Genomic DNA, 19,882 nt, shown 5'->3' with positions numbered 1-19,882 from the left:
GCCCGGACGGGCGGCGTCGATTTCGCGTGGCCGCGGGTGCGGCGCGTGACAGTCGACCCATGAGACAGCCATGCGGAGACGCGCCGCCGGAGGCGCACGTCATGCGCCCGGAGCAGGTTCCGAGCCGGTTGGGGGCAGGTTTGAGGAGGACCGATGCCGAAGCAGTTCCTTGCGGCTGAGCGCAGGATCTGCTATCCAACAGGCATCACAACTCGTGGGCTTCGGTCCATTGAGAGACGTCCACGTCGGGATGCGCCAACATCCCGGCGTTTTCGTTTTCGGGGCTCAAGTGTAGGTCATTGCGATCTCCAGGATGGGGGCGAGGATCGGGCAGAGTCATAGCGCGAGAGTTCTCAAAACGGAAGAAATCGTTAACAAACAGGAACTTGACGCCTTTTTCGTCTTTTTCTTCGTTTTTCGCTTCGCCGTTCATTTTCGCCGCCTCAGGTCTTGTGTCCGACTGATCCCGCTCTACGACCGGCAGCCCCCGAATGCGGGCTGCGCGGTGTCTGAACCGGGTCGGAGGGGGTGCTGAAACCTTGCGAATTCCGGGTCCCTTTCGGGACGATCCTCACAAAGTTTCGGCGCTCGGGCGGCAAGAGAACCTCTCGATGACCGTTTCAAGCCGCGTGGCGTCCGATTTTACGGGCGTGATTCGGCTCAGAAACGTCGGTCAGGAGAACATCGATGCAGAACGAAACCCCACGTCCGATCCCGAAGGATCAGCGTATGAGCCGGGAGGCGGCGGGGGTGATATGCGTGTTCTGGGTCATCATGGTGATGAGATAAGGCACAAATTCCGGGACGATCAAGTCCGTTTTCGTCGGCCAAACCGGTGTGGGATAGCCGCAACGGCCGGATTTTCTTGTCAATTCCGGCAGATCCGGGGGCTTGACAAGGCGGGCCAGGCTTTTCATTCTATCCAAATCCGAGGCGACGTCGCCGAGCAGCAGGTTTGCTGGATTCGAGGGGCCTCGACCTCTCCGAAACAGCCGTCCTCACAATTTCGTGATTGAGGTTGTGGCCGCTATTTTTCTGGGCGCGCCTTTTCCCTTTCGCGCCTGCGCGGTGAAGCCGCTTGCATGGGCCGGGCCCCTGTCGATGCCGAAAATCCGCGCCCCGAATGGATGTCTGGTCCTTATGCTCTTCATGGCCCGCCATGGCGGTCGGGGTTCAGGCGCGATGCCGATGGTATGGTCCTGCCTGCGATGCGGCATTCATCAGGGATGCAAGGAGAGGCTGACATGACGGAGTGGAATGCGCGGCGCGAGGGCTGGACGCCGCAGGCGGAAGATGCCCGCGACATCGGGGATGTCGATTACGCGCGGGTGATCCATTCGGCCTCCTTCCGGCGGCTGCAGGGCAAGACCCAGATCCTGAACCTCGGCGACAGCGATTTCTACCGCACCCGGCTGACCCATTCGCTGGAGGTGGCGCAAATCGCCGGTGGCCTTGTGCGCCAGCTTGCGCGAAGCTTTCCGGATCATCCCGCCACCGCTGTTCTTCCGGATCGCAGCCAGATCCACGCCATCGCCTGCGCGCATGATCTTGGCCATCCGCCCTTCGGTCATGGCGGCGAGGTGGCGCTGAACTATTGCATGCGCGAGGCGGGCGGGTTCGAGGGCAACGGTCAGACTCTGCGCCTGCTGGCACGGCTGGAGAATTTTTCGGCGCAGGCCGGGGCGAACCTGTCCCGGCGTTCGATGCTTGGAGTGCTGAAATACCCGGCCCCGCTGTCGGCGCTGCTGAACCCCGCGATCCGACCGCAGTTGCAGACCGGGCTTTCGGTGCTGCAGACCATCGACCTGTCGGCCTCGACCCCGCCCAAGGGCTATCTGACCTGTGAGACGGAAGTGGTGGACTGGATCCTCGCCCCCCTGACGGCGTCCGACCGGGCAGAATTCACGCGGATCGAGACCCGCGAGGGCAAGCACGCCCGTACCCTGCACAAATCGCTCGATTGCAGCATCATGGATCTGGCCGACGACATCGCCTACGGCGTTCATGACCTCGAGGACGCCATTGCCCTGCTCCTGGTTGCGCCCGGGCAGTTCCGGGATCAGGTTCCGCCAGAGGCATGCTGCAGCTTCCTCGAGGACCGGCGCAAAAAGGCCCCGACCGAAAGCAATGACCCCTATGACGCGATGATCGCCGGACTGTTCGGCGGCAGCGACAGCCGCAAGCGCTGGATCGGCCGGCTGGTGGGCCATCTGGTCACCACCGTCGCCTTCGACGAAAAACCGGAATTCGGGGAGCCACTGCTGCGCTGGCGTGTGGCCGTGCCGGAGGGGCAAGCCAGATTTCTAAAGGCGCTGAAGGATTTCATCATGGCGGAGGTGATCCGCAGCCCCGGCGTGCAGCACCTGGAATTCAAGGGGCAATCCATGGTGGTGTCGGTGTTCGAAGCGTTGCAATCGGAACCGGAGCGGCTATTGCCGCGCGATGCCCATGCGCGATTGCAGGCCGCAGGCGGTGACTTGCGCATCATCAGCGATTTCGTGGCCGGGATGACGGACACCTATCTGCTGAAGACCTATGAGCGGCTGTTCGCGCCACGGATGGGGTCCGTGTTCGACAGGCTGTGAGGAGAACCGGGGGCAGCTTCGTCCATGGGCCGGGCGCATCGATGGCGTTGGGGGCATTCGCAGACGGCGGAAAACGGCCTAGGCTGTGTGAAAACTCGATCGGACATGGCTGGCTCCGGAATAGTGTTTGCCCGCGGGCGATCCTGAGAAGTTTTGTTCCGATGCCGGCGACCTCTGGCAGCCTGATAAGGAAATCGTCCTTCGCGATTTCAGGAAAGCTGAGTTTCCACACAGCCTCGGCCCATTGCTGCCGTTGGGCGCCATGGATCGGTTGCGCGGAACCGGCCATTCATTGGCGGCGCAGCACTTGGTTCACCCAGTGCGACGAGGCATTACTTTCTCTAATGCCAAGCCCGTGAACATTCTCCTTTGCGGAGTTTTGGGCCTTGCCTCTAGCTGATGGGATCACGATTGCACCGTGTGCCGCCAACAGCGAGGAGGCCCGGGTGCTCCCAGTCAGGAGACCGCGACATGACGCCAAGGATGGTGTTGGAAGGCATTTACACTCCGGTGATCACCCCCTTCACCGCTGATGGCGAGATCGACTTCAATACGCTCGCAGAGCTTGTCGAGCGTCTGATCGAGACCGGGGTGCATGGCCTGATTTCGGGTGGATCCACCGGCGAGAACTACGCCGAAACGATCGAAGAGCGCCTGGCGCTGGCGCGGTTCACCACCAAGCAGGCAAAAGGCCGCGTGCCGGTGATCGTCGGAACCGGCGCGATGCGCACGCCAGATTCCATCGCGCTGGCCCAGGGCGCGCGCGACATGGGCGCCGATGCGATCCTCCTGGGCACTCCGCCCTATTCGGTGCCGACCGAGCGCGAGAATGCGCTGAACGCACTGGCCATCGACCGCGTGGCCAATTTGCCGATCATCCTCTACAACTATCCGGGGCGGATGAGCGTCGAGATGGGGCGCGAGTTCCTGGACCGCGTCGGCCGGTCTCGCAATGTCATCGGGATCAAGGAAAGCTCGGGCGACATCAACCGGCTTCACCTTCTGGCGCGGGACTATCCGCATATCCAGACCAGCTGTGGCATGGACGATCAGGCGCTTGAGTTCTTCGCCTGGGGCGCGCGCAGCTGGATTTGCGCAGGCTCCAACTTCCTGCCCGAAGAGCACATCTACCTTTATGAAACCTGCGTGCTGCGGGGCGATTTTAGCACCGGACGGCGGATCATGTCGGCCATGCTGCCGCTGATGCGGGTGCTCGAACAGGGCGGCAAGTTCATCCAGTGCGTCAAGCACGGGGTCGAGATCACGGGGCTGCGCGCCGGGCCGATGCGGCCGCCGCTCAAGGGGCTGAACAAGGACGAAAAGCGCGAACTCGCACAGGTGATCCGCACGCTGAAGACGGCGGTGGCGGCGATCAAGGAAGGAAACTGACCATGGCCGATCTGCTGATCCGCGCGGAATACGAAGCGGTTGCCGCCGCGCTCGAGCTGCCCACCAATGCCTTCATCGACGGCACCTTCCGTCCGGCGGCCTCGGGCAAGACCTTCACATCGACCAACCCGGCGACCGGCACGGCGCTGTGCGAGATTGCCGCCTGTGGTGCCGAGGATGTGGACCTTGCCGTCGCCAAGGCGCGCGAGGCGTTTGACGACGGCCGCTGGGCCAAGCTTCACCCGGCCGAGCGCAAGGATGTGCTGATCCGCCTCGCCAAGCTGATGACGCGCAATGCCCGCGAACTGGCGGTGATGGAGAGCGTGGACAGCGGCAAGACGATCTTCGATTGCGAGACCGTCGATGTGCCCGAGGCGATCCATGTGATCAAATGGCACGCCGAGCTGATCGACAAGATCTACGATCAGGTCGCCCCCGCCTCGTACAATCACATGGCAATGATCGTGCGCGAGCCGGTCGGCGTTGTGGGGCTCGTGCTGCCGTGGAATTTCCCGCTGCTGATGCTGGCGTGGAAGATCGGCCCGGCGCTGGCCGCGGGCTGTTCGGTGGTGGTCAAGCCTGCTGCGGAAACCACGCTGACCGCGCTGCGCATCGCGGAATTGGCGCATGAGGCAGGCGTGCCGCGCGGGGTGTTCAACGTGGTCACCGGCTCGGGTGCCGAGGTGGGCGAGCCGCTCGGCCGTCACCCCGATGTCGACATGGTGTCCTTCACGGGCTCGACCGTGACGGGGCGTCGTTTCCTGCACTATTCGGCCGACAGCAACCTCAAGGAAGTGGTGCTGGAGCTGGGTGGCAAGAACCCCTGCATCGTGCTCGACGATGCCGAGGATCTGGATGCCGTGGCGGCCCATGTGGTCAATGGCGCCTTCTGGAACATGGGCGAGAACTGCTCGGCCGCCTCTCGGCTGATCGTGCAATCGGGCGTCAAGGCAGCGCTTCTGGAGCGCGTCAAGGCCCATGCCCGCGAATGGGTTGTGGGCGATCCGCTCGATCCGCAGGTTCGGGTGGGCGCGCTGGTGTCGCCTGCGCATTTCAAGAAGGTGTGCAGCTATCTTGAGATCGCGCAGACCGAGACGTTCCACCTCGGCGGCAAGATCATTGGCGAGGGCTTCATCGAGCCGACGATTGCCGAGGTCGCTGCGCGCGATGCCAAGCTGGCGGTCGAGGAGATCTTCGGGCCGATCCTGACGGTGATCGAAGTGAGCAGCTTCGACGAGGCGATCGCGGTCGCGAACGATACCGACTATGGCCTCGCCGCCTCGATCTTCACCGCCAACGGCAAGCGGGCCTTGCGCGGGGCGCGGGCGCTGCGCGCGGGCACGGTGACGGTGAACAGCTTCGGCGAGGGCGACATCACCACACCCTTTGGCGGCTACAAGCAGTCGGGCTTTGGCGGGCGCGACAACTCGATCCACGCGCATGACCAGTACACCCAGCTCAAGACGATCTGGCTGGACCTGACCGATCACACCGACGCTTGCGTCGATTGATCGGAGGGGCGCGATGAGCCGACATGACGCCAAACGCCAGCCGCGCTTCACCGGACCGGCTGGTTGGGCCACGATCCTGCCCGCGGAGGCTCCGCGGGTGGCACTCTCGGGGCAGCAGGGCTGCGATATCGCCATCGTGGGCGCGGGTTATGCCGGGCTCTCGGCGGCGCGCCGGCTGAAGCAGATCGATGTAGCCCTCGACATCGTCCTCCTTGATGCAGCGCAGGTGGGCGAGGGCGGCACCGGGCGTAACTCGGGCTTCATGATCGACCTGCCGCATGAGCTGACCTCCTCGGGTTACGAGGGGGGCGGTGAGACGCGTGACCGGCAGTTGACCCGGCTGAACCGGCAGGCCATCGACTTCGCGGCCGAGGCGGTTGCGGACTATGCCATCCCCGACGGGTTCCTTCAGCGCATCGGCAAGGTGAACGGCGCGGGCTCCGAGGTGGGAATGGCCGCCAACCACGCCTATGCCGAGCATCTCAAGGCGCTTGGCGAGCGGTTCGAGATGCTCGATGCCGCCGCGATGCGCGCGCTGACGGGCAGCGACTATTACCTCGGCGGGCTTTTCACGCCGGGCACCGCACTGATCCAGCCCGCGGGGTATGCGCGGGGTCTGGCGTCAGGGCTTGAGCGCGCGGGCGTGCGCATCTTCGAGCGGTCGGGCGTGACACGGATCGAGAGCGAGGCGGCAGGCTGGCGGGTTACCACCGCGGGCGGCTCCTTGCGTGCGCAGCGGGTCATCCTGGCCAATAACGGCCATCTTGAGAGCTTCGGCTTTGAGCGCGGGCGGCTCATGCACATCATGCTGAATGCCTGCATGACCGCGGAGCTGAGCCCCGATCAGATGCGCGCGCTTGGCGGGGTGGAAAGCTGGGGCATCACCCCCGCCGATCCGATGGGCACGACGGTGCGCCGGATCGGCCCGGCCCAGGGCGGCAACCGCATCATCATCCGTCAGGGCGGCTATTACCGCCCCGAGATGACGACGAGCGAAGCCGATCTTGCCCGCGTCACGCGCATCATGCGCGAGAAGTTCGAGGCGCGCTTTCCGATGCTCAAGGCGGTGCCTTTCGCGCAGGCTTGGTCGGGGCATCTGTGTCTGACGCGCAATGCGGCTTCGGTGATGCGCGAGCTGGAGCCGGGGCTGTATGTGGCCTGCGTGCAGAATGGTCTGGGAACAGTGCGTGGCACGCTTTCGGGCATCGGCGCGGCCGAGCTGGCCTACGGGCTGCAAAGCGACATCACCCACTATTTCGCTGCCGAACCCGCGCCCGCGCGCCTGCCGCCACATCCATTCGACACGATTGGCGCAAATGCCTATCTTCGGTTCAAGGAGTGGCAATCCCGCCGCGAGTGACCCCATGCCGCCGATCATCAGACGCCGCTATCTGCCCTCGCTCGGCTCTTTCGCTACCTTCGAAGTGGCGGCCAAACACCTGAGCTTCACGCTGGCGGCGAAGGAGCTGAACGTCACCCAAGGCGCGGTCAGCCAACAGATCCGTCTGCTGGAGACCGCGCTGGAAACCCCGCTCTTCATTCGCAAGCACAATGCGCTGGAGCTGACCGAAGCGGGCAAGGCGCTGCAAGGGGCGGTAACGGCGGGGCTCGATCAGATCACCGCGGGCGTTGCGGCGATTTCGGGCACGGACGAGCCGCAGGTGGTGACGATTTCGGCCACTGATGGTATGGCCCGGTTCTGGCTTGCGCCGCTCATCCGGTCCTTCCGCGTCGAGCATCCCGAGGTAGGCTTCGTCGTGCTGGCCTCGGATGCCGACGATACCTTGCGCAACTATGCGCAGGTGGATGTGGTGATCCAATGCGGCAATGAGCGCTGCGAAGCGGGCGAGGAACTGCATTTTCTGTTTCCCGAACTGGCGCAGCCGGTGTGCAGCCCGGCCTATCTGGCCGCGCAGGGGCCGTTCGAGAGCGCCGAAAGCCTCAACGATGCCAACCTTTTGCACCTGCACGACAGCCATTGGAACGCAGATGCCATTGGCTGGCAACCGCTGGGTTGGGCAGAGTGGTTTCGGGCGCAGGGCGCGGTTTGGGCAAAGGCGCCTTCGAGCCTGACCACCAACAAGGTGGGGCTGCTGATGGAGGCCGCGCTCGAGGGCGAGGGCGTGATGTTGGGCTGGCACCAGATGATTACCCGCCATCTGGCTGCTGGAACGCTGGTGCTCGCCCATCCTGGTACCATTGGCATCGGGCGGGGGAATTTTCTGAGCTACCGCAAGGATGCGCTGCGCCGCCCCGTGGTGGCGCGCTTCGTCACCTATCTGCTGGGCGCATTGGGCGCCGAGGCGCCGCGTTGATCGCGGCTTGCCACAGTTTTTCTAATGCCACACCGGACGAAATTCTGGTTTGCCGCGCAAACGCCGGCTCAGTGACACTCTGAGAATTCCAAACGTCGCAGATACGCGGACAACGCGAGCAGCGTTTCGGAGAGGGAGAAAATTTGACGGTTCTGACACCCGGACACGCCGCCGCAGGCTCTGCGGCGAAGGATGGCGCATGGTCCGGCGTCGGGGTCGCAACAACGGACCAACAGCGGAGATACAAATGCAGAAATTCCTCAACACGATCTGTGCCGCGACCATGGCGCTGGCCTTTGGCGGCGCGGCTCAGGCACAGGACAAGGTCATCCACATGGGCACCATGTCCTGGGAAGACCTGACCCCGATCACCGGCATCACCAAGAAGGTGCTCGAGGACAAGGGCTATACCGTCGAGGTGACCGAGTTCTCGGAATGGGGCATTGCCTTTGCCGCGATGACCCGCGGTGACATCGACATCATGGCCTCGCAGACCGACTACGTGGCGCATGACTACTGGGTCAAGAACATGACCGCGCTGGAGAAGATCTCGCCGGTGTCGCACGGGCTCTATCAGGCGTTTGCCGTGCCGTCCTACGTGGACATCGCCAGCATCGAGGACCTCAATGCCAATGCCGAGAAGTTCGGCGGCAAGATCATCGGCATCGAGCCAGGTTCGGGGCTGATGCGCGACGCGGCGAGCGCGGTGGACGCATACGATCTCGACCTTGAGCTGGTCGAGGGCTCCACCGGCGCGATGACCGCTGCGCTGAAGGCCGCCGAGGATCGTGGCGAATGGATTGCCGTCACCGTGTGGCAGCCCTCGTGGATGATGCAGAAATTCGGCCTGAAGTTCCTCGCCGACCCGAAGGGCATCTTCCCCGGTGCGCAAAGCTATTACTGGATCGGCACCAAGGGCTTCTCGGCGGCGAACCCCGGCGCGCGTGAAGCCATCGCGAGCGTCTACGTCCCGCTCGAAGACATCACCGCGATCAACTCGGCCGTGAATGACGGCAAGACCATGGATGAGGCCGTGGCCGACTGGGTGGGCGCGCATGCCGACCTGATCGGTCGCTGGGAAGACATCAAGAGCGAATGATCTTCGTGCTGGCCCGGCATTGCGCCGGGCCAGCTCCATCCCTTCCAAACACGAGAGCACCCGAATGAACAGCGAAGCCCTCGACGTATTGATCGACTGCCAGAACGTCTGGAAAATTTTCGGCGAGCGGTCGGAGGAGGCCATCAAGGCCATCCGTGAGCGCGGCTTGGCCAAGCGCGACGTGCTGCGCGATTACAACTGCGTGGTCGGCGTGTCCGACGCCAGCTTCCAGATCCGCAAGGGCGAGATCTTCTGCATCATGGGGCTTTCGGGCAGCGGCAAGTCGACGCTGGTGCGTCTGCTCAACCGCCTGATCGAACCGAGCCTGGGCAAGGTGGCGATCAAGGGGCGCGACATCTCGGCCATGGGCCGCAAGGAATTGCGGGAACTGCGGGCGCATGAGATCGGCATGGTGTTCCAGTCGGTCGCGCTGATCCCCGGCCGATCGGTGCTCGACAATGCCGCCTTCGGCCTCGAGGTGCAGGGCGTATCCAAGGCCGAGCGTCACAAGATCGCGCTCGATGCGCTGTCGCGTGTCGGGCTGTCGGACTGGGCGCACCATCTGCCGCGTCAGCTTTCGGGCGGCATGCAGCAGCGCGTCGGTCTGGCGCGCGCCATCGCCTCGGACCCCGAGATCATCCTGATGGACGAGCCTTTCTCGGCGCTCGATCCGCTGATCCGCAAACAGCTGCAGGACGAGTTCCGTCAGCTCACCAAGTCGCTCGGGAAATCCGCGGTCTTCATCACCCACGACCTCGATGAGGCCATGCGCATCGGCGACCGGATCGCCATCATGAAAGATGGCATGATGATCCAGCAGGGCACCGCGGAAGAAATCGTGCTGCATCCGGCCGATGCCTATGTCGCCGAATTCGTCGCGGGCATCTCTCGGCTGCATCTGGTCAAGGCGCATTCGCTGATGCTGCCGCTGACAGAGGTTGCGCCCGATGTGCTGTCGCGACTGCCGCGCACTTCACCCGAGACCGATGTTCAGGGGCTGATCGATCTGGTGCTGTCCACCCCCGATCAGGCCGTGGCCATTGAGGACGGGGGCACCTGTCGTGGCGTGGTGACGGCGCGCGCGCTTTTGCAAGGCATTCGCGGCGAAGACGAGCCCGCAGTTCAGGCCGAGGCGGTGGCCTGAGATGGCGTGGAAACAACAGATCAAGGCGTTTGACCACGCGATAGACGCGGCCATGACGTGGATCGGCACCCATGGCAGCGCGGCCTTCTCGGCTTTGCGCGCTCTGCTCGAAGGAGGCTACGGCGGGCTTCTGTGGCTTCTTCAGCTGCCGCCCTGGTGGGGCTTGGCGCTGGCCTGCGGGGTGCTTGCCTGGCGCCTGGTCGGGTTGGGTTTTGGCGTGATCGCCACGGCCGGGTTGGCGCTTTGCTGGGCGATGGGGCTCTGGGGTGAAACGCTCGAGACGCTGGCGCTCGTGCTGTCGGCGACCACGATTGCGGTGCTTGTCGGTGGGCTCGTCGGGGTTCTTGCGGGATATAACCCGCGCGTGGCGCGCATCGTCGATCCCGTGCTCGACCTGATCCAGACCCTGCCGCCCTATCTCTACCTGCTGCCGGCGATTGCCTTTCTGGGTTATGGCCCCGCCACGGCAATTCTCGCGACCTTCATCGTGGCCGTGCCGCCGACCGTGAAGCTCACGGCGCTTGGCATCGCCCGCACACCGACCGAATTCATGGAGCTCGGCGCCGCGACCGGCGCGAGTGGCTGGCAGACCTTCGCCAAGATCCGCCTGCCCTTTGCGGCGCGCTCGATCATGGCCGGCGTGAACCAGAGCCTGATGATGGCCTTTGGCATGGTGGTGATCGCTGGTATCGTGGGCTCTGGTGGGCTGGGGCAAACGATCTATGCCTCGGTGCGCACGCTCGACATCGCCAAATCGGTCGATGCCGCCATCGCGATTGTCGTGCTGACCATCGTGCTTGACCGGATCAGCCAGACCGCCACCAAGGAGACCCGCTGATGGCCGCGCCCGTCCCCCTGTTTTCGCCCGGTGCCTCGGTCTCGCAGGCAATCGACTGGCTCAACGTGCATGCGCATGGACTGTTCGCGGCCATCGGCGGTGCGGTCGAGGCCGTGATCGGCGGCGCCGAGCGCGCATTGCTGCTGCCCGCGCCGTGGCTGATGCTCTCGGCCGTCGTGGCGTTGGCCGCCGTCGGCTATGGGCTGCGCTACGGTGCGCTGGCCGCGGCGAGCCTTGGGCTCTGCCTTGCCGCGGGGATGTGGAAAGAGGCGATGCAGACGATCGCGCTCGTCAGCGTGTCGGTCATCGTCTCGGTTCTCATCGCCTTCCCGCTGGGGCTGTGGGCTGCGCGCAAGCGCCGGGTCGAGGCCATCCTGCGCCCGGTCCTGGACATCATGCAGACGGTGCCGCCGTGGGTCTACCTGATCCCCGCTGTGATGATCTTCAGCCTGGGCAAGGTGCCCGCGTTGATCGCCACCGTTGTCTACGGCATCCCGCCGATGCTGCGCATCACCACGCTCGCCTTCAAGGAGGTGCCGAACGAGCTGATCGAGCTCGGCCATGCCTCTGGCGCAGGCTTCTGGCAGGTGCTGGGCAAGCTGGAAATTTCTGCCGCGCGCAAGACGCTTATGGTCGGGCTGAACCAGACCATTCTGCTGTCGCTGGCGATGGTCGTGCTGGCGGGCCTTGTGGGCGCGGGCGGTCTGGGGGCCGAGGTTACGCGCGGTCTCACGCGGATGGAGATGGGCCTTGGCCTGCGCGCGGGGCTTTCGATCGTGGCTGTCGCGATCCTGTTGGACCGACTGTCGCGGCGCGCGCTCGGGTAACAGGGCCTGGAAATGCTCGACCGGATGAAAGAAGGCCCGCAAGGGGGCGATCCCGTCGTTCCCCTTGGGGCCGCCTATTTTCTACTTCCGGCGGGGCAGCCCACGCGGACCTATGCCTTTATTCTTGTGCCGGGTTTCACGCTTCTGGCGTTTTCCTCGGCGGTCGATCCGTTGCGCATTGCCAATCAGCTGGCGCAACAGCCGCTCTATCGCTGGCGGCTGATGTCGGAAACTGGCTCACCCGTCGCGAGTTCCTCGGGAATTTCGGTGTGTGTCGATGGGCCGCTGGAGCAGATGGACCGTGCCACGCGTGCCTTTGTCTGCGCGGGCAACCCGCCCAAGGCCGCGGCGGCGCCAAAGGTCGTGGCGGCAATCTCTCGTCACGCCCGCTTTGGCGGCGCGGTAGGGGGCATTTGCACCGGCGCGGTGACGCTCGCCGAGGCCGGGCTGCTCACGGATCGCCCCTTCACCCTGCACTGGGAAAACCAACCAGCCTTCTGCGAGGATTTCCCCACCCTCGCGCCCACCGGCAATCGCTTTGAAGTGTCGGATGAGGTGATGACCTGCGGTGGCGGGGCTGCGGCCACCGATATGGTGTGACCTGCCGCCCGGAAGTTCCCTCGCTGTGATGTAGAGTCTGCCCAACCTGAGAAGGAGCAGACGACATGAGGAAAAGCCGTTTCACCGATGCGCAAATCATCGGGATGATCAAGGAGCAGGAGGCTGGGTTGCCGACCTCCGAGCTTTGCCGGAAGCACGGGTTGAGCCCCGCGACCTTCTACAAGCTGAAGGGCAAGTATGGCGGGATGGACCTGTCGGACGCCAAACGGCTGAAGCAGCTCGAGGACGAGAACGCGAAGCTGAAACGCCTGCTGGCGGATACGATGCTGGACAATGTGGTCCTGAAGGATCTGCTGGGAAAACCCTGACGACACCGATGGCGCGGCGGGACGCGGTGCTGCGGGCGATGAAGGATCATCCGATCTCTCAACGCCGGGCCTGTGTCCTGATCGGTGTCGATCCGAAGACGGTGCGGCATGAACGGCCGCCCGACAACCCGGAAATCCGTGAAGAGATGCACAAGATCGCCGAGAAGCGCCGTCGCTTCGGCTACCGGCGTGTCGGCATTATGCTGGAGCGCAAGGGCATGATCATGAACGAGAAGAAACTCTACCGGATTTACCGCGAAGAGGGGCTGTCAGTGCGACGCAGACGTGGCCGTAAACGGGCGCGCGGCAGTCGAACCCCGATGCCGGTGCCGCTGCGGCCGAACCAGCGCTGGTCTCTGGACTTTCTGTCCGACACGTTCGGGGCCTGCCGCAAGTTCCGCATCCTGGCCGTGAACGACGATTGCTGCCGCGAGAACCTGGCGCTGATCGCCGACACCAGCATCTCGGGGGCTCGGGTGGCGCGGGAACTCGATGCGCTGGTCAGGATTTACGGCAAGCCCGCTTGCATCGTCAGCGACAACGGAACCGAGTTCACCAGCAAGGCCATTCTGAAATGGGCCAACGAGAACGGCGTCGAATGGCACTACATCGACCCGGGTAAGCCGCAGCAGAACGGCTACATCGAAAGCTTCAACGGCAGCCTGCGGGACGAATGCTTGAACGAGGAGATCTTCGACAGCCTGGCCGATGCCCGCCGCAAACTGGCCCTCTGGCGCTACGACTACAACAACGTCAGGCCGCATTCCTCGCTGGGCAACAAGACCCCGTCCGACGCGCGCCGGGCGCTTGAGCAATCTGAGGGCTCCGCGCCCGACGCGCTTGCCCAACCCGAAACCGACCACTATCAAACCCAAGGACTCTCGTTATGAACGAGGGACGACCGGGGGGCAGGTCAGTAGTTTTAAGTGTCTCTCTCTGGCCGCTCATCCTGCCACGTGCGTCATGGGCGGCCGCAACTAAATCCAGATACTCACGGACCGTCGCCGTCTGCATAACGGAGAAGCAGTCGGTACGCTCGTCATATAGATGGCTCATCGAAGCTCCCTCTCATGCTTCACATCTAATACTTATGCTCGCCATGCCGCTCTGTGCAACGATCAAACGCTTGACATCGACGTTTGCAGCCTTCGAGGCGAAAAGTTGGACGCCGGCGAACGAGCCGGTGTTCATTGTCTCCATGGCACAAGATGACTGTCCTCCTTCTCTCATCCTAACGCCCACGTCGCCGCACTTTGCATGAGAGACTGCTTTCCCACCCTTTGCTGTGGCCGCATTGTTGCATCGCCGTCGGTCGGCTTTCCGCCCTTCGTGTCGGCGACTGGCGTGAAGTTGCGCCTTGCACGAATGACGCTTGGGCTGCCCCCCGCCACTCGCGTTGGTCTTGGCCTCGTAAACGTGCCCGGCCCTCGGGGTCCATGCGGGCATAGATGGTGATCGTGATCGATCCGCTGTCATCCTTGGGGAGCTTGTTCGCAGGAAACTCCATATACCGCCATTTGCCAAGCTTGCTTTTGACAGGAAATCCGACTCTGAGCGGCCCATTCTGTCCACTGAGCGCCCGTGCGAAATGCGCACTCTCTTTCTGCAGATCCGCGGCTGATATCTCGCCTCTGGCCAGACGTTCTTCATCTCGCGCCCGTGCCTCGGCTTTTGCCTTGCGCGGTCCTCAAATGAAGATGCCATGCCGTCCTTCACTAGGTTTATCATAATCTCTCCAATGCGTTGAGGCGCCCGTCAGTGCCACTGCGGCCCCGCCTCAAGCGTCTCGGCACGCGCGATCATCCGCATCACAGTCCGGAGCGAGATGGGACCTGCGCTCGCTTGGATCGCTTCCACGATCACCTCGATGCTGTCATCGCTCAAAGCACGCCGCGCGCCCTGACGACGCGCGAAACCGGTCAGGTCCCGCGTTGTCAGGTGCGGCAGCCGGATTGGCGGGCAGCGGCTCAGCAGAGGCTCTGGAATGGGGCGCGTCGCGTTGACGGTCATGACCCATGACACCTGTCCCAAGTCAAATGGCACCTGAAAATACGGGCAAGTCCAACGGCTTGCGGTTGCGGGCTCCAACAGTGGCAACAGTCCGCCGCACAGATCATAGGACCCGCCATTCGTCCCTGTCACACGACCGGCCTTTTCGAGTTCATCGATCACGACGATCGGGTTGCCGACCCTCTCCTGAAGGATCAGCTGTAGCAGCCGTCCGGGTCCTGCGGTGGCCCAGCCGCGCTGACAGCCGAGCAATCCGAAACTGGCGTTCTCGACCGTCGCCTCAACCGATATCGACGGCATACGCAGCGCGGTAGCCAGATGACGTGCCCAAGTCGACTTTGCGATCCCCGGGGGCCCATCGAGCAGAAGCGGCGGCAAGCGAACGCCCGGCCAACCCTCGCGCACCGATTTCCGCAACGCGTGCCAGACAACTTCGGTCGCGGGTGCCAGCCAAGGGTAATCCGCATGAACTTCCGCCGCGATCTCGTCGGCGCGGTGCTCGGACGGGAGGCGGATCAGATTGACGCCGTCACGCAGTGCCGCAAGCCGATCCCGATCTTCTTTGCGCAAGTGAGCGAGCCCCGAGGCGGCCTCGCGGCGCTCGATCAACCGCTTTGCTCGGCGCGTGATCTTGCGGCAATCCGCGTCCTCCAATTTGATGATAATGTCCACCTCGGGGTCCGTGGGACGGGGCAGATCCTCGTCCCGGATTGGGTCCAGCGCGGCCAAGAACATCGCCTGCCGAAGGTTCTTGAGGCGCTCGGACAGGCGCAGTTCGATCGATTTCTGGGTCTCGTCCGACGGATATTTTACCAGCAATATCTTGTGGCGGAGCATGGGATTTCCTTTTCAGGCAGAGCCTTACCGGGGGCCGGGAAAATCCCGACCCGCCGTGAAGGGCATTTTGGAGGGCTCAGGCGATGACCGGCTTGCGCGGGGCGTTGACCGCGATGCCGCGCCAATCGACCCCGGCAAAGAGGGCGTCGAACTGCACCTGGTTCAGCATCATCGGCCCGGACTGGGCCTTCGGCCAGACGAAGCGCTTGCCATCGAGGCGCTTCATCGTCAGCACCAGCCCGGTGCTATCCCAGACGATCATCTTCAGCTTGTCGGCGCGCCGCGAGCGGAACACCCAGATCGCTCCGTCGAACGGGTCAAGCTGGAACTGGCTCGCGACATGCGCCACCAGCCCGTCCATGCCCTTGCGAAAATCGATCGGCTCGGTGGCGAGGTAGATGCGGTAGCTCGGGGTGTGGTAACTCATTGCGAGGCCCTCACCGCACGCTGGATCTCGGCCAGCTGCTCGGTCGGAAAATTACCACCGACCGATATCTCGGCGTCGCCGATCCGGATCTGACAGGCGGCCGCGTCAGCGGCGCCCGTCTGCCTCGTGGCGCGCACCTGTTCCGAGGGGGCCATCACCTCGACGAATTGCGGAGCCTTTCCCTGCGGCCGCCCCCGGCGCGGCAGTTCGGGCAATTCGGCGCGCGCCCATTTCGCGACTAGGGACTCGTTGGCCCCGATCTCTTTGGCGATGGTGACGATCTTGGTGCCGGCCTTGATCTTCTTCACCGCCATCGCCTTGAGCTCATCGGGCCAGATCCGACGCCCGTTGTCGGCGGTGATCACCGGGATTCCCCAGACCACCACATCGCCGCCATCCTTCTCGTCCAACATCTCGACCTCCTTCGAACAGAGAGAGGGCGATCATCGCAAAACCCTTATTTCATTGGAACATGGGGTATATGCACCGCTTACCAAGGAGATGACCTGGCTCGCGCCGCATGACGGCAGCCCGGGTTGCCCCGCGTTGTTCTCGGATACGGCAATCCAATTCTGTCTGACCATCAAGGTCCTGTTCAAGCTGCCGCCACGTCTGACATCCGCGCCGTGGAATTCACTCCCAGCAGCGATGGTGACAGTCCATTCGTCGGGAAAACAGTCCCCCGGACTGTTTTCTTGTCCTCCTCATTGCCGGAACTGCTCAACCAGATCCCCGAGTGCGAAGAGATCGGCACCGTGACCGCCGATGGCGCGTATGACACGCGCCGTTGCCACGCCGCCATCATCGACCGTCAGGCCTCGCCGATCATCCCTATCCGCAAAAGCGGGCGGCCGTGGAAAGAGGACTGCCCGGCGGCAATCACCCGAAACGAAACCCTTCGCGCCACCCGGCACTATGGCAGGGCGCTCTGGACGCGATGGACCGGATACCATGTCCGAAGCCGGATCGAGGCAAAATGCCCTCGCCGGTTCGCTCGAACCGGTGGCACTCATCGGCTCGGCTCGGCTCAAGGCTTTCGGCGAGCGCATCGCCGCAAGAGACCCGGACCGACAAACCGCCGAAATCCGGATCCGCTGCGCCCTCATCAACCGTTTCAATGCGCTCGGTATCGCTGAGATCGTCCGCGTAGCATGACGCCGGCGGGGAAGGGGGGCATCATGCCTCAGGCATGAGTTGCGCAACAACCCCGAGATCGGGCCACAACCTCAGACCCGACGTGCTCGGCCCTCAGCGGACGCCGGAGCCGTATGCTGAGCGCAGAATGCCCCTGCCAAAACCCGACCCCTGCTCCGTGCAGCATGACGGACGGTGCCGACGCGAAGGCGATGAAGCAAGCACTCGTCACGCACCATTCAGTTCGAGCGCCGGTACTTCCGAAAAGCGAAACGGCAGGGATTTCCCCCTGCCGCTCCACCTCCCGGTAAGTCATCCGACGAACACCGATCGGCTCAAAGTGAAGCCATATCGCGCTCAGCCGCCTCACCGGGAATGCCATTCACCACACTGACAGTGAAAGCCTATTCCTGGATCCCATGCGGCAGTGCAAGCCGACGGTCCGGAGATCTCTCGGTGACGAGGCTCTGGAAGAACTCATGCCAGCCGAGGCTGGGATGTTCTTCCCGATGGGGCGCCTTATGTGCCCCGTGGGTCTTGCCCGAAGGCTTTTTTTCGGCAGCCATGGTTGGGCCCTCCGTAACATCCCGAAGAGAAGCTCCGGGAATCTCTGTGTGCTGGATGCGCGCGGCTCAGCTGCGCGACTTTGCCTTGCCGGATGGTGCAGCGGGGGGCATGCCACCCGTGTCGCGTGCGATACGTGCGGCGCGCAGGCTTGCGGTCAGATCCGCGCGCGATTCCGCTTCGGTCTCGCGGATCAGCTTGACCGCGGCATCGGTGCGCTCCTGCGCCGAGGTCGGCGCCTGAGCAATCTCGCGGAAGAAACCGCTGGTCTTATCCTTGCGGGGCATGACGCCTCCTTGATCGTGTGATCCGGCCGGTGGAGCCGGATCCAGGATCGTTCCGATCAGGCGACCTGCAGATCGCGAGCGGATTCACGGCCGTCGCGGCCGGTCTCGACTTCGTAGGTGACGGCTTGGCCATCATTGAGCTGCGCAATGCCTGCGCGCTCGAGCGCCGAGATGTGGACAAAGATGTCCCGTCCGCCGTTCTTCGGTTCGATGAAGCCGAAACCCTTGGTGCTGTTGAACCATTTCACGGTGCCATTGGCCATCGTGAGATCTCCTTAAATAAATACCGCCCGCAAAACGCGGCAGCCCGGCTCAGTCAATTCTAAAAGGCAGACTGAAGCCGACAAAGGAGACAGGTGCAGTTGGGAACAACGTAGCCTGCTCTTCCTACACGACTCGGCGGCATTTCACAAAGGAAAAGACGCCTCCCCGGATTTTCCGCACCGAATGAGGTTCAGGATCGGCCCGCCGCGGCCTGCATCAGGCGATCTGATCCGTCCAGACCTCGAACCCGGTCAGAACATTCGTTCCGAAGGAATGGATCAGCGGCACATCGGCGGCATCGCGCCCGCGGGCGACCAGCACGCGACCGATGCGGGGGGTGTTGTTGCGCGGATCGAACACCCACCAGCGGCCATCCAGCCAGACCTCCATCCAGGCCGCGAAATCGCCGGGCGGATAGGGCGGCGGCATGCCGATGTCGCCCAGATACCCGGTGCAGTACCGTGCAGGGATGTTCATGCAGCGACAGAAGGTGATCGCCAGATGCGCGTAATCGCGGCACACGCCCTGCGCCTCGGCATAGGCCTGCGCCGCGCTGCGGGTCGCCCGCGCGGCGAGGTAGTCGAACCGGATGTGCCCATGCACGAAGTCGCAGATCGCCTGCACTCGGGCACGCCCGGGCGGGGTATGCTCGAACAGGCGCCAGGCGGTGTCGGAGAGCACATCCGTCTCGCAATAGCGGCTGCCCAGCAGGAAGGCGAGCGTCTCGTCGGGCAGGGTCTCGACCGGGCTCTGACCGCCGTCCGGCGGGCGCGCGTCCGGCAGGCCGCTGTCGCCGATCACCCCCTCGGTGCCGATGCTGAAGTCACCCGCGGGCGCGACGAGCCGCGTGCACCAGTTGCCGAACGCGTCGCGATAGGCGCTCAGCGGCACCGGCGGCCAGGTGCGCACATGGTCGGGGAATTCCAGATCGCCCACGCGCGAGAAATGCACGTTCAGCAACGCGATCATCGGCGTCGGCTGCGGCAGGCTCAGATTGAACCGGCAGCCGAGCTTGATCCGGATATTATTGAACGTCATCGCGAACCTCGCGGATGGGGAAGGCGAAGGGCGCGCGGGCCGGCTCGGCCGTCGAGACCCTCATAGCTTCTTGCGATCGAAGCGGGACCATGCCTTGCGCAGCTCGGCTCCCTCGGGTGCGTAAGAGGGATCGAAGATCGATCCACGCACCCGCGGATGCGGGGTGTCCGGCTTCTGCGAGGTCTCGGTCGCGGGACGCGCAGCCTCTGCGGGCTCGCGGTCTTCGGTCTCCGGCGATTTCATCTTGTGGCATCCTTTTCTGGCAACACGTCCACTCAGGGTCTGATGACGCGTCGCACGGGCGGATGGCGCCGTCGCGATCAGGCCTTCGGCCTGCAGGTCCGGGAGACCGGATGGCCGGGGCAACTGCCCGGTTCCCCGATCGGCGCCACGGCGCCCGCGGAGGTCGGCGTCCGCCCCCGGGATGAACACTGCAGTTCCTCATGATATGGGGAGATCCCGTTCGATTGCGAGCCCTCGTTCCGAAGAACCGGCGCAATACCGGCGTGCGATCCCCCAAAAGGCCCCGATGCAGGCTCCAGAGGGCTGGACCTTCAAGATAATCTCCTTTGGCAGGAAAGGGTTGCCCGAACCTGTCTGCGGGGGTGCTTTATTTTCTCGCAATTCATGGGTCGAGCCCCTATCTAGGGTTTGCATCTCTTCTTCTCGGACCCTGTTCCTTCC

General features: G+C 63.9%; 20 protein-coding genes and 1 pseudogene. 12 read left to right on the top strand and 9 right to left on the bottom strand.

Annotated features, from left to right (window positions below; translation table 11 throughout):
• Positions 1–205: 205 nt before the first annotated feature.
• Together AC0QTQ_RS12280 and AC0QTQ_RS12275 are read right to left on the bottom strand one after the other, a co-directional pair.
• Positions 206–433, bottom strand: coding sequence for a hypothetical protein (locus tag AC0QTQ_RS12280; RefSeq protein ID WP_480256815.1), 228 nt, complete (start codon positions 431–433; stop codon positions 206–208).
• A gap of 289 nt (positions 434–722) precedes the next feature.
• Entirely contained in the window at positions 723–917 is a 195-nt protein-coding gene (locus AC0QTQ_RS12275) for a hypothetical protein (RefSeq protein ID WP_480256814.1), read from the bottom strand.
• 327 nt (positions 918–1,244) lie between these two features.
• On the opposite strand from AC0QTQ_RS12275, the gene AC0QTQ_RS12270 reads away from it, so the two are divergent.
• The 11 genes from AC0QTQ_RS12270 (at position 1,245) to AC0QTQ_RS12220 (ending at position 13,527) form a co-directional block, all read left to right on the top strand.
• Positions 1,245–2,585 carry an anti-phage deoxyguanosine triphosphatase gene (locus AC0QTQ_RS12270; protein WP_480256813.1) on the top strand — a complete coding sequence of 447 codons (1,341 nt, stop codon included), beginning with the start codon at positions 1,245–1,247 and terminating at the stop codon, positions 2,583–2,585.
• 471 nt (positions 2,586–3,056) lie between these two features.
• Entirely contained in the window at positions 3,057–3,974 is a 918-nt protein-coding gene (locus AC0QTQ_RS12265) for a dihydrodipicolinate synthase family protein (protein WP_480256812.1), read from the top strand.
• A gap of 2 nt (positions 3,975–3,976) precedes the next feature.
• On the top strand, positions 3,977–5,485 hold the full coding sequence (locus tag AC0QTQ_RS12260; RefSeq protein WP_480256811.1) for an aldehyde dehydrogenase: 1,509 nt from the start codon (positions 3,977–3,979) through the stop codon (positions 5,483–5,485).
• 13 nt (positions 5,486–5,498) lie between these two features.
• Positions 5,499–6,845, top strand: a complete 1,347-nt coding sequence (locus tag AC0QTQ_RS12255) for an NAD(P)/FAD-dependent oxidoreductase (RefSeq protein WP_480256810.1) — start codon at positions 5,499–5,501, stop codon at positions 6,843–6,845.
• 4 nt (positions 6,846–6,849) lie between these two features.
• On the top strand, positions 6,850–7,800 hold the full coding sequence (locus tag AC0QTQ_RS12250) for a LysR substrate-binding domain-containing protein (RefSeq protein WP_480256809.1): 951 nt from the start codon (positions 6,850–6,852) through the stop codon (positions 7,798–7,800).
• Positions 7,801–8,047: 247 nt separating this feature from the next.
• Entirely contained in the window at positions 8,048–8,899 is an 852-nt protein-coding gene (locus AC0QTQ_RS12245) for a glycine betaine ABC transporter substrate-binding protein (RefSeq protein ID WP_480256808.1), read from the top strand.
• A 64-nt stretch (positions 8,900–8,963) separates the two neighbouring features.
• Positions 8,964–10,043: a quaternary amine ABC transporter ATP-binding protein gene (locus AC0QTQ_RS12240; RefSeq protein WP_480256807.1), complete on the top strand. Its 1,080-nt coding sequence runs from the start codon at positions 8,964–8,966 to the stop codon at positions 10,041–10,043.
• Between the two features lie 52 nt (positions 10,044–10,095).
• Positions 10,096–10,881 (top strand): ABC transporter permease, encoded by a 786-nt coding sequence (locus AC0QTQ_RS12235; RefSeq protein WP_480256806.1) that lies wholly within the window; start codon positions 10,096–10,098, stop codon positions 10,879–10,881.
• Positions 10,881–11,708 carry an ABC transporter permease gene (locus tag AC0QTQ_RS12230; RefSeq protein WP_480256805.1) on the top strand — a complete coding sequence of 276 codons (828 nt, stop codon included), beginning with the start codon at positions 10,881–10,883 and terminating at the stop codon, positions 11,706–11,708. Before AC0QTQ_RS12235 ends, AC0QTQ_RS12230 begins: the two co-directional genes overlap by 1 nt.
• A 12-nt stretch (positions 11,709–11,720) precedes the next feature.
• Positions 11,721–12,308 (top strand): AraC family transcriptional regulator, encoded by a 588-nt coding sequence (locus tag AC0QTQ_RS12225; protein WP_480256804.1) that lies wholly within the window; start codon positions 11,721–11,723, stop codon positions 12,306–12,308.
• Positions 12,309–12,373: 65 nt separating this feature from the next.
• Positions 12,374–13,527 (top strand): IS3 family transposase gene (locus tag AC0QTQ_RS12220; protein ID WP_113902225.1). Its coding sequence is split into 2 segments (ribosomal slippage): positions 12,374–12,632 and positions 12,632–13,527, totalling 1,155 coding nucleotides; the frame shifts between segments, so codons are not numbered across the junction.
• Positions 13,528–14,392: 865 nt separating this feature from the next.
• Here AC0QTQ_RS12220 and AC0QTQ_RS12215 read toward each other — a convergent pair.
• The 3 genes from AC0QTQ_RS12215 to AC0QTQ_RS12205 all read right to left on the bottom strand — a co-directional run bounded on the left by AC0QTQ_RS12215 (position 14,393) and on the right by AC0QTQ_RS12205 (position 16,324).
• Entirely contained in the window at positions 14,393–15,484 is a 1,092-nt protein-coding gene (locus AC0QTQ_RS12215; protein WP_480256803.1) for an AAA family ATPase, read from the bottom strand.
• A gap of 76 nt (positions 15,485–15,560) precedes the next feature.
• Positions 15,561–15,911, bottom strand: a complete 351-nt coding sequence (gene tnpB / locus AC0QTQ_RS12210) for an IS66 family insertion sequence element accessory protein TnpB (RefSeq protein ID WP_480256802.1) — start codon at positions 15,909–15,911, stop codon at positions 15,561–15,563.
• Positions 15,908–16,324, bottom strand: coding sequence for a hypothetical protein (locus AC0QTQ_RS12205; RefSeq protein ID WP_480256801.1), 417 nt, complete (start codon positions 16,322–16,324; stop codon positions 15,908–15,910). The genes tnpB and AC0QTQ_RS12205 overlap by 4 nt, the downstream gene beginning before the upstream one ends.
• Positions 16,325–16,400: 76 nt before the next feature.
• Here AC0QTQ_RS12205 and AC0QTQ_RS12200 point away from each other — a divergent pair.
• A pseudogene (locus AC0QTQ_RS12200) lies at positions 16,401–17,066 on the top strand (transposase); the annotation flags it as partial.
• Between the two features lie 611 nt (positions 17,067–17,677).
• Here the strand turns inward: AC0QTQ_RS12200 and AC0QTQ_RS12195 are convergent.
• From AC0QTQ_RS12195 to AC0QTQ_RS12180, 4 genes are all read right to left on the bottom strand, one after another.
• On the bottom strand, positions 17,678–17,896 hold the full coding sequence (locus AC0QTQ_RS12195; protein ID WP_480256800.1) for a hypothetical protein: 219 nt from the start codon (positions 17,894–17,896) through the stop codon (positions 17,678–17,680).
• A gap of 56 nt (positions 17,897–17,952) precedes the next feature.
• Positions 17,953–18,159 carry a cold-shock protein gene (locus tag AC0QTQ_RS12190; RefSeq protein ID WP_480256799.1) on the bottom strand — a complete coding sequence of 69 codons (207 nt, stop codon included), beginning with the start codon at positions 18,157–18,159 and terminating at the stop codon, positions 17,953–17,955.
• A gap of 217 nt (positions 18,160–18,376) precedes the next feature.
• Positions 18,377–19,183, bottom strand: a complete 807-nt coding sequence (locus AC0QTQ_RS12185) for a transglutaminase-like domain-containing protein (protein WP_480259227.1) — start codon at positions 19,181–19,183, stop codon at positions 18,377–18,379.
• Positions 19,184–19,258: 75 nt separating this feature from the next.
• Positions 19,259–19,441 carry a hypothetical protein gene (locus AC0QTQ_RS12180; protein ID WP_480256798.1) on the bottom strand — a complete coding sequence of 61 codons (183 nt, stop codon included), beginning with the start codon at positions 19,439–19,441 and terminating at the stop codon, positions 19,259–19,261.
• Between the last annotated feature and the right edge of the window lie 441 nt (positions 19,442–19,882).

This window comes from Paenirhodobacter sp. YD-8 (assembly GCF_056590935.1).
The sequence above is the reverse complement of the archived record's forward strand: the minus strand, read 5'-3'. Positions and strand labels throughout refer to the sequence as shown.

Excerpts from the sequence above, each read along its gene's own strand:
- AC0QTQ_RS12275 (WP_480256814.1), bottom strand. The coding sequence starts at position 917 with ATGAAAAGCCTGGCCCGCCTTGTCAAGCCCCCGGATCTGCCGGAATTG.
- AC0QTQ_RS12225 (WP_480256804.1), top strand. The coding sequence starts at position 11,721 with ATGCTCGACCGGATGAAAGAAGGCCCGCAAGGGGGCGATCCCGTCGTT.
- tnpB (WP_480256802.1), bottom strand. The coding sequence starts at position 15,911 with ATGAGTTACCACACCCCGAGCTACCGCATCTACCTCGCCACCGAGCCG.
- AC0QTQ_RS12215 (WP_480256803.1), bottom strand. The coding sequence starts at position 15,484 with ATGCTCCGCCACAAGATATTGCTGGTAAAATATCCGTCGGACGAGACC.
- AC0QTQ_RS12205 (WP_480256801.1), bottom strand. The coding sequence starts at position 16,324 with ATGTTGGACGAGAAGGATGGCGGCGATGTGGTGGTCTGGGGAATCCCG.
- AC0QTQ_RS12255 (WP_480256810.1), top strand. The coding sequence starts at position 5,499 with ATGAGCCGACATGACGCCAAACGCCAGCCGCGCTTCACCGGACCGGCT.
- AC0QTQ_RS12230 (WP_480256805.1), top strand. The coding sequence starts at position 10,881 with ATGGCCGCGCCCGTCCCCCTGTTTTCGCCCGGTGCCTCGGTCTCGCAG.
- AC0QTQ_RS12180 (WP_480256798.1), bottom strand. The coding sequence starts at position 19,441 with ATGAAATCGCCGGAGACCGAAGACCGCGAGCCCGCAGAGGCTGCGCGT.
- AC0QTQ_RS12260 (WP_480256811.1), top strand. The coding sequence starts at position 3,977 with ATGGCCGATCTGCTGATCCGCGCGGAATACGAAGCGGTTGCCGCCGCG.
- AC0QTQ_RS12235 (WP_480256806.1), top strand. The coding sequence starts at position 10,096 with ATGACGTGGATCGGCACCCATGGCAGCGCGGCCTTCTCGGCTTTGCGC.
- AC0QTQ_RS12190 (WP_480256799.1), bottom strand. The coding sequence starts at position 18,159 with ATGGCCAATGGCACCGTGAAATGGTTCAACAGCACCAAGGGTTTCGGC.
- AC0QTQ_RS12265 (WP_480256812.1), top strand. The coding sequence starts at position 3,057 with ATGACGCCAAGGATGGTGTTGGAAGGCATTTACACTCCGGTGATCACC.
- AC0QTQ_RS12195 (WP_480256800.1), bottom strand. The coding sequence starts at position 17,896 with ATGCCCCGCAAGGATAAGACCAGCGGTTTCTTCCGCGAGATTGCTCAG.
- AC0QTQ_RS12270 (WP_480256813.1), top strand. The coding sequence starts at position 1,245 with ATGACGGAGTGGAATGCGCGGCGCGAGGGCTGGACGCCGCAGGCGGAA.
- AC0QTQ_RS12245 (WP_480256808.1), top strand. The coding sequence starts at position 8,048 with ATGCAGAAATTCCTCAACACGATCTGTGCCGCGACCATGGCGCTGGCC.
- AC0QTQ_RS12240 (WP_480256807.1), top strand. The coding sequence starts at position 8,964 with ATGAACAGCGAAGCCCTCGACGTATTGATCGACTGCCAGAACGTCTGG.
- AC0QTQ_RS12280 (WP_480256815.1), bottom strand. The coding sequence starts at position 433 with ATGAACGGCGAAGCGAAAAACGAAGAAAAAGACGAAAAAGGCGTCAAG.
- AC0QTQ_RS12250 (WP_480256809.1), top strand. The coding sequence starts at position 6,850 with ATGCCGCCGATCATCAGACGCCGCTATCTGCCCTCGCTCGGCTCTTTC.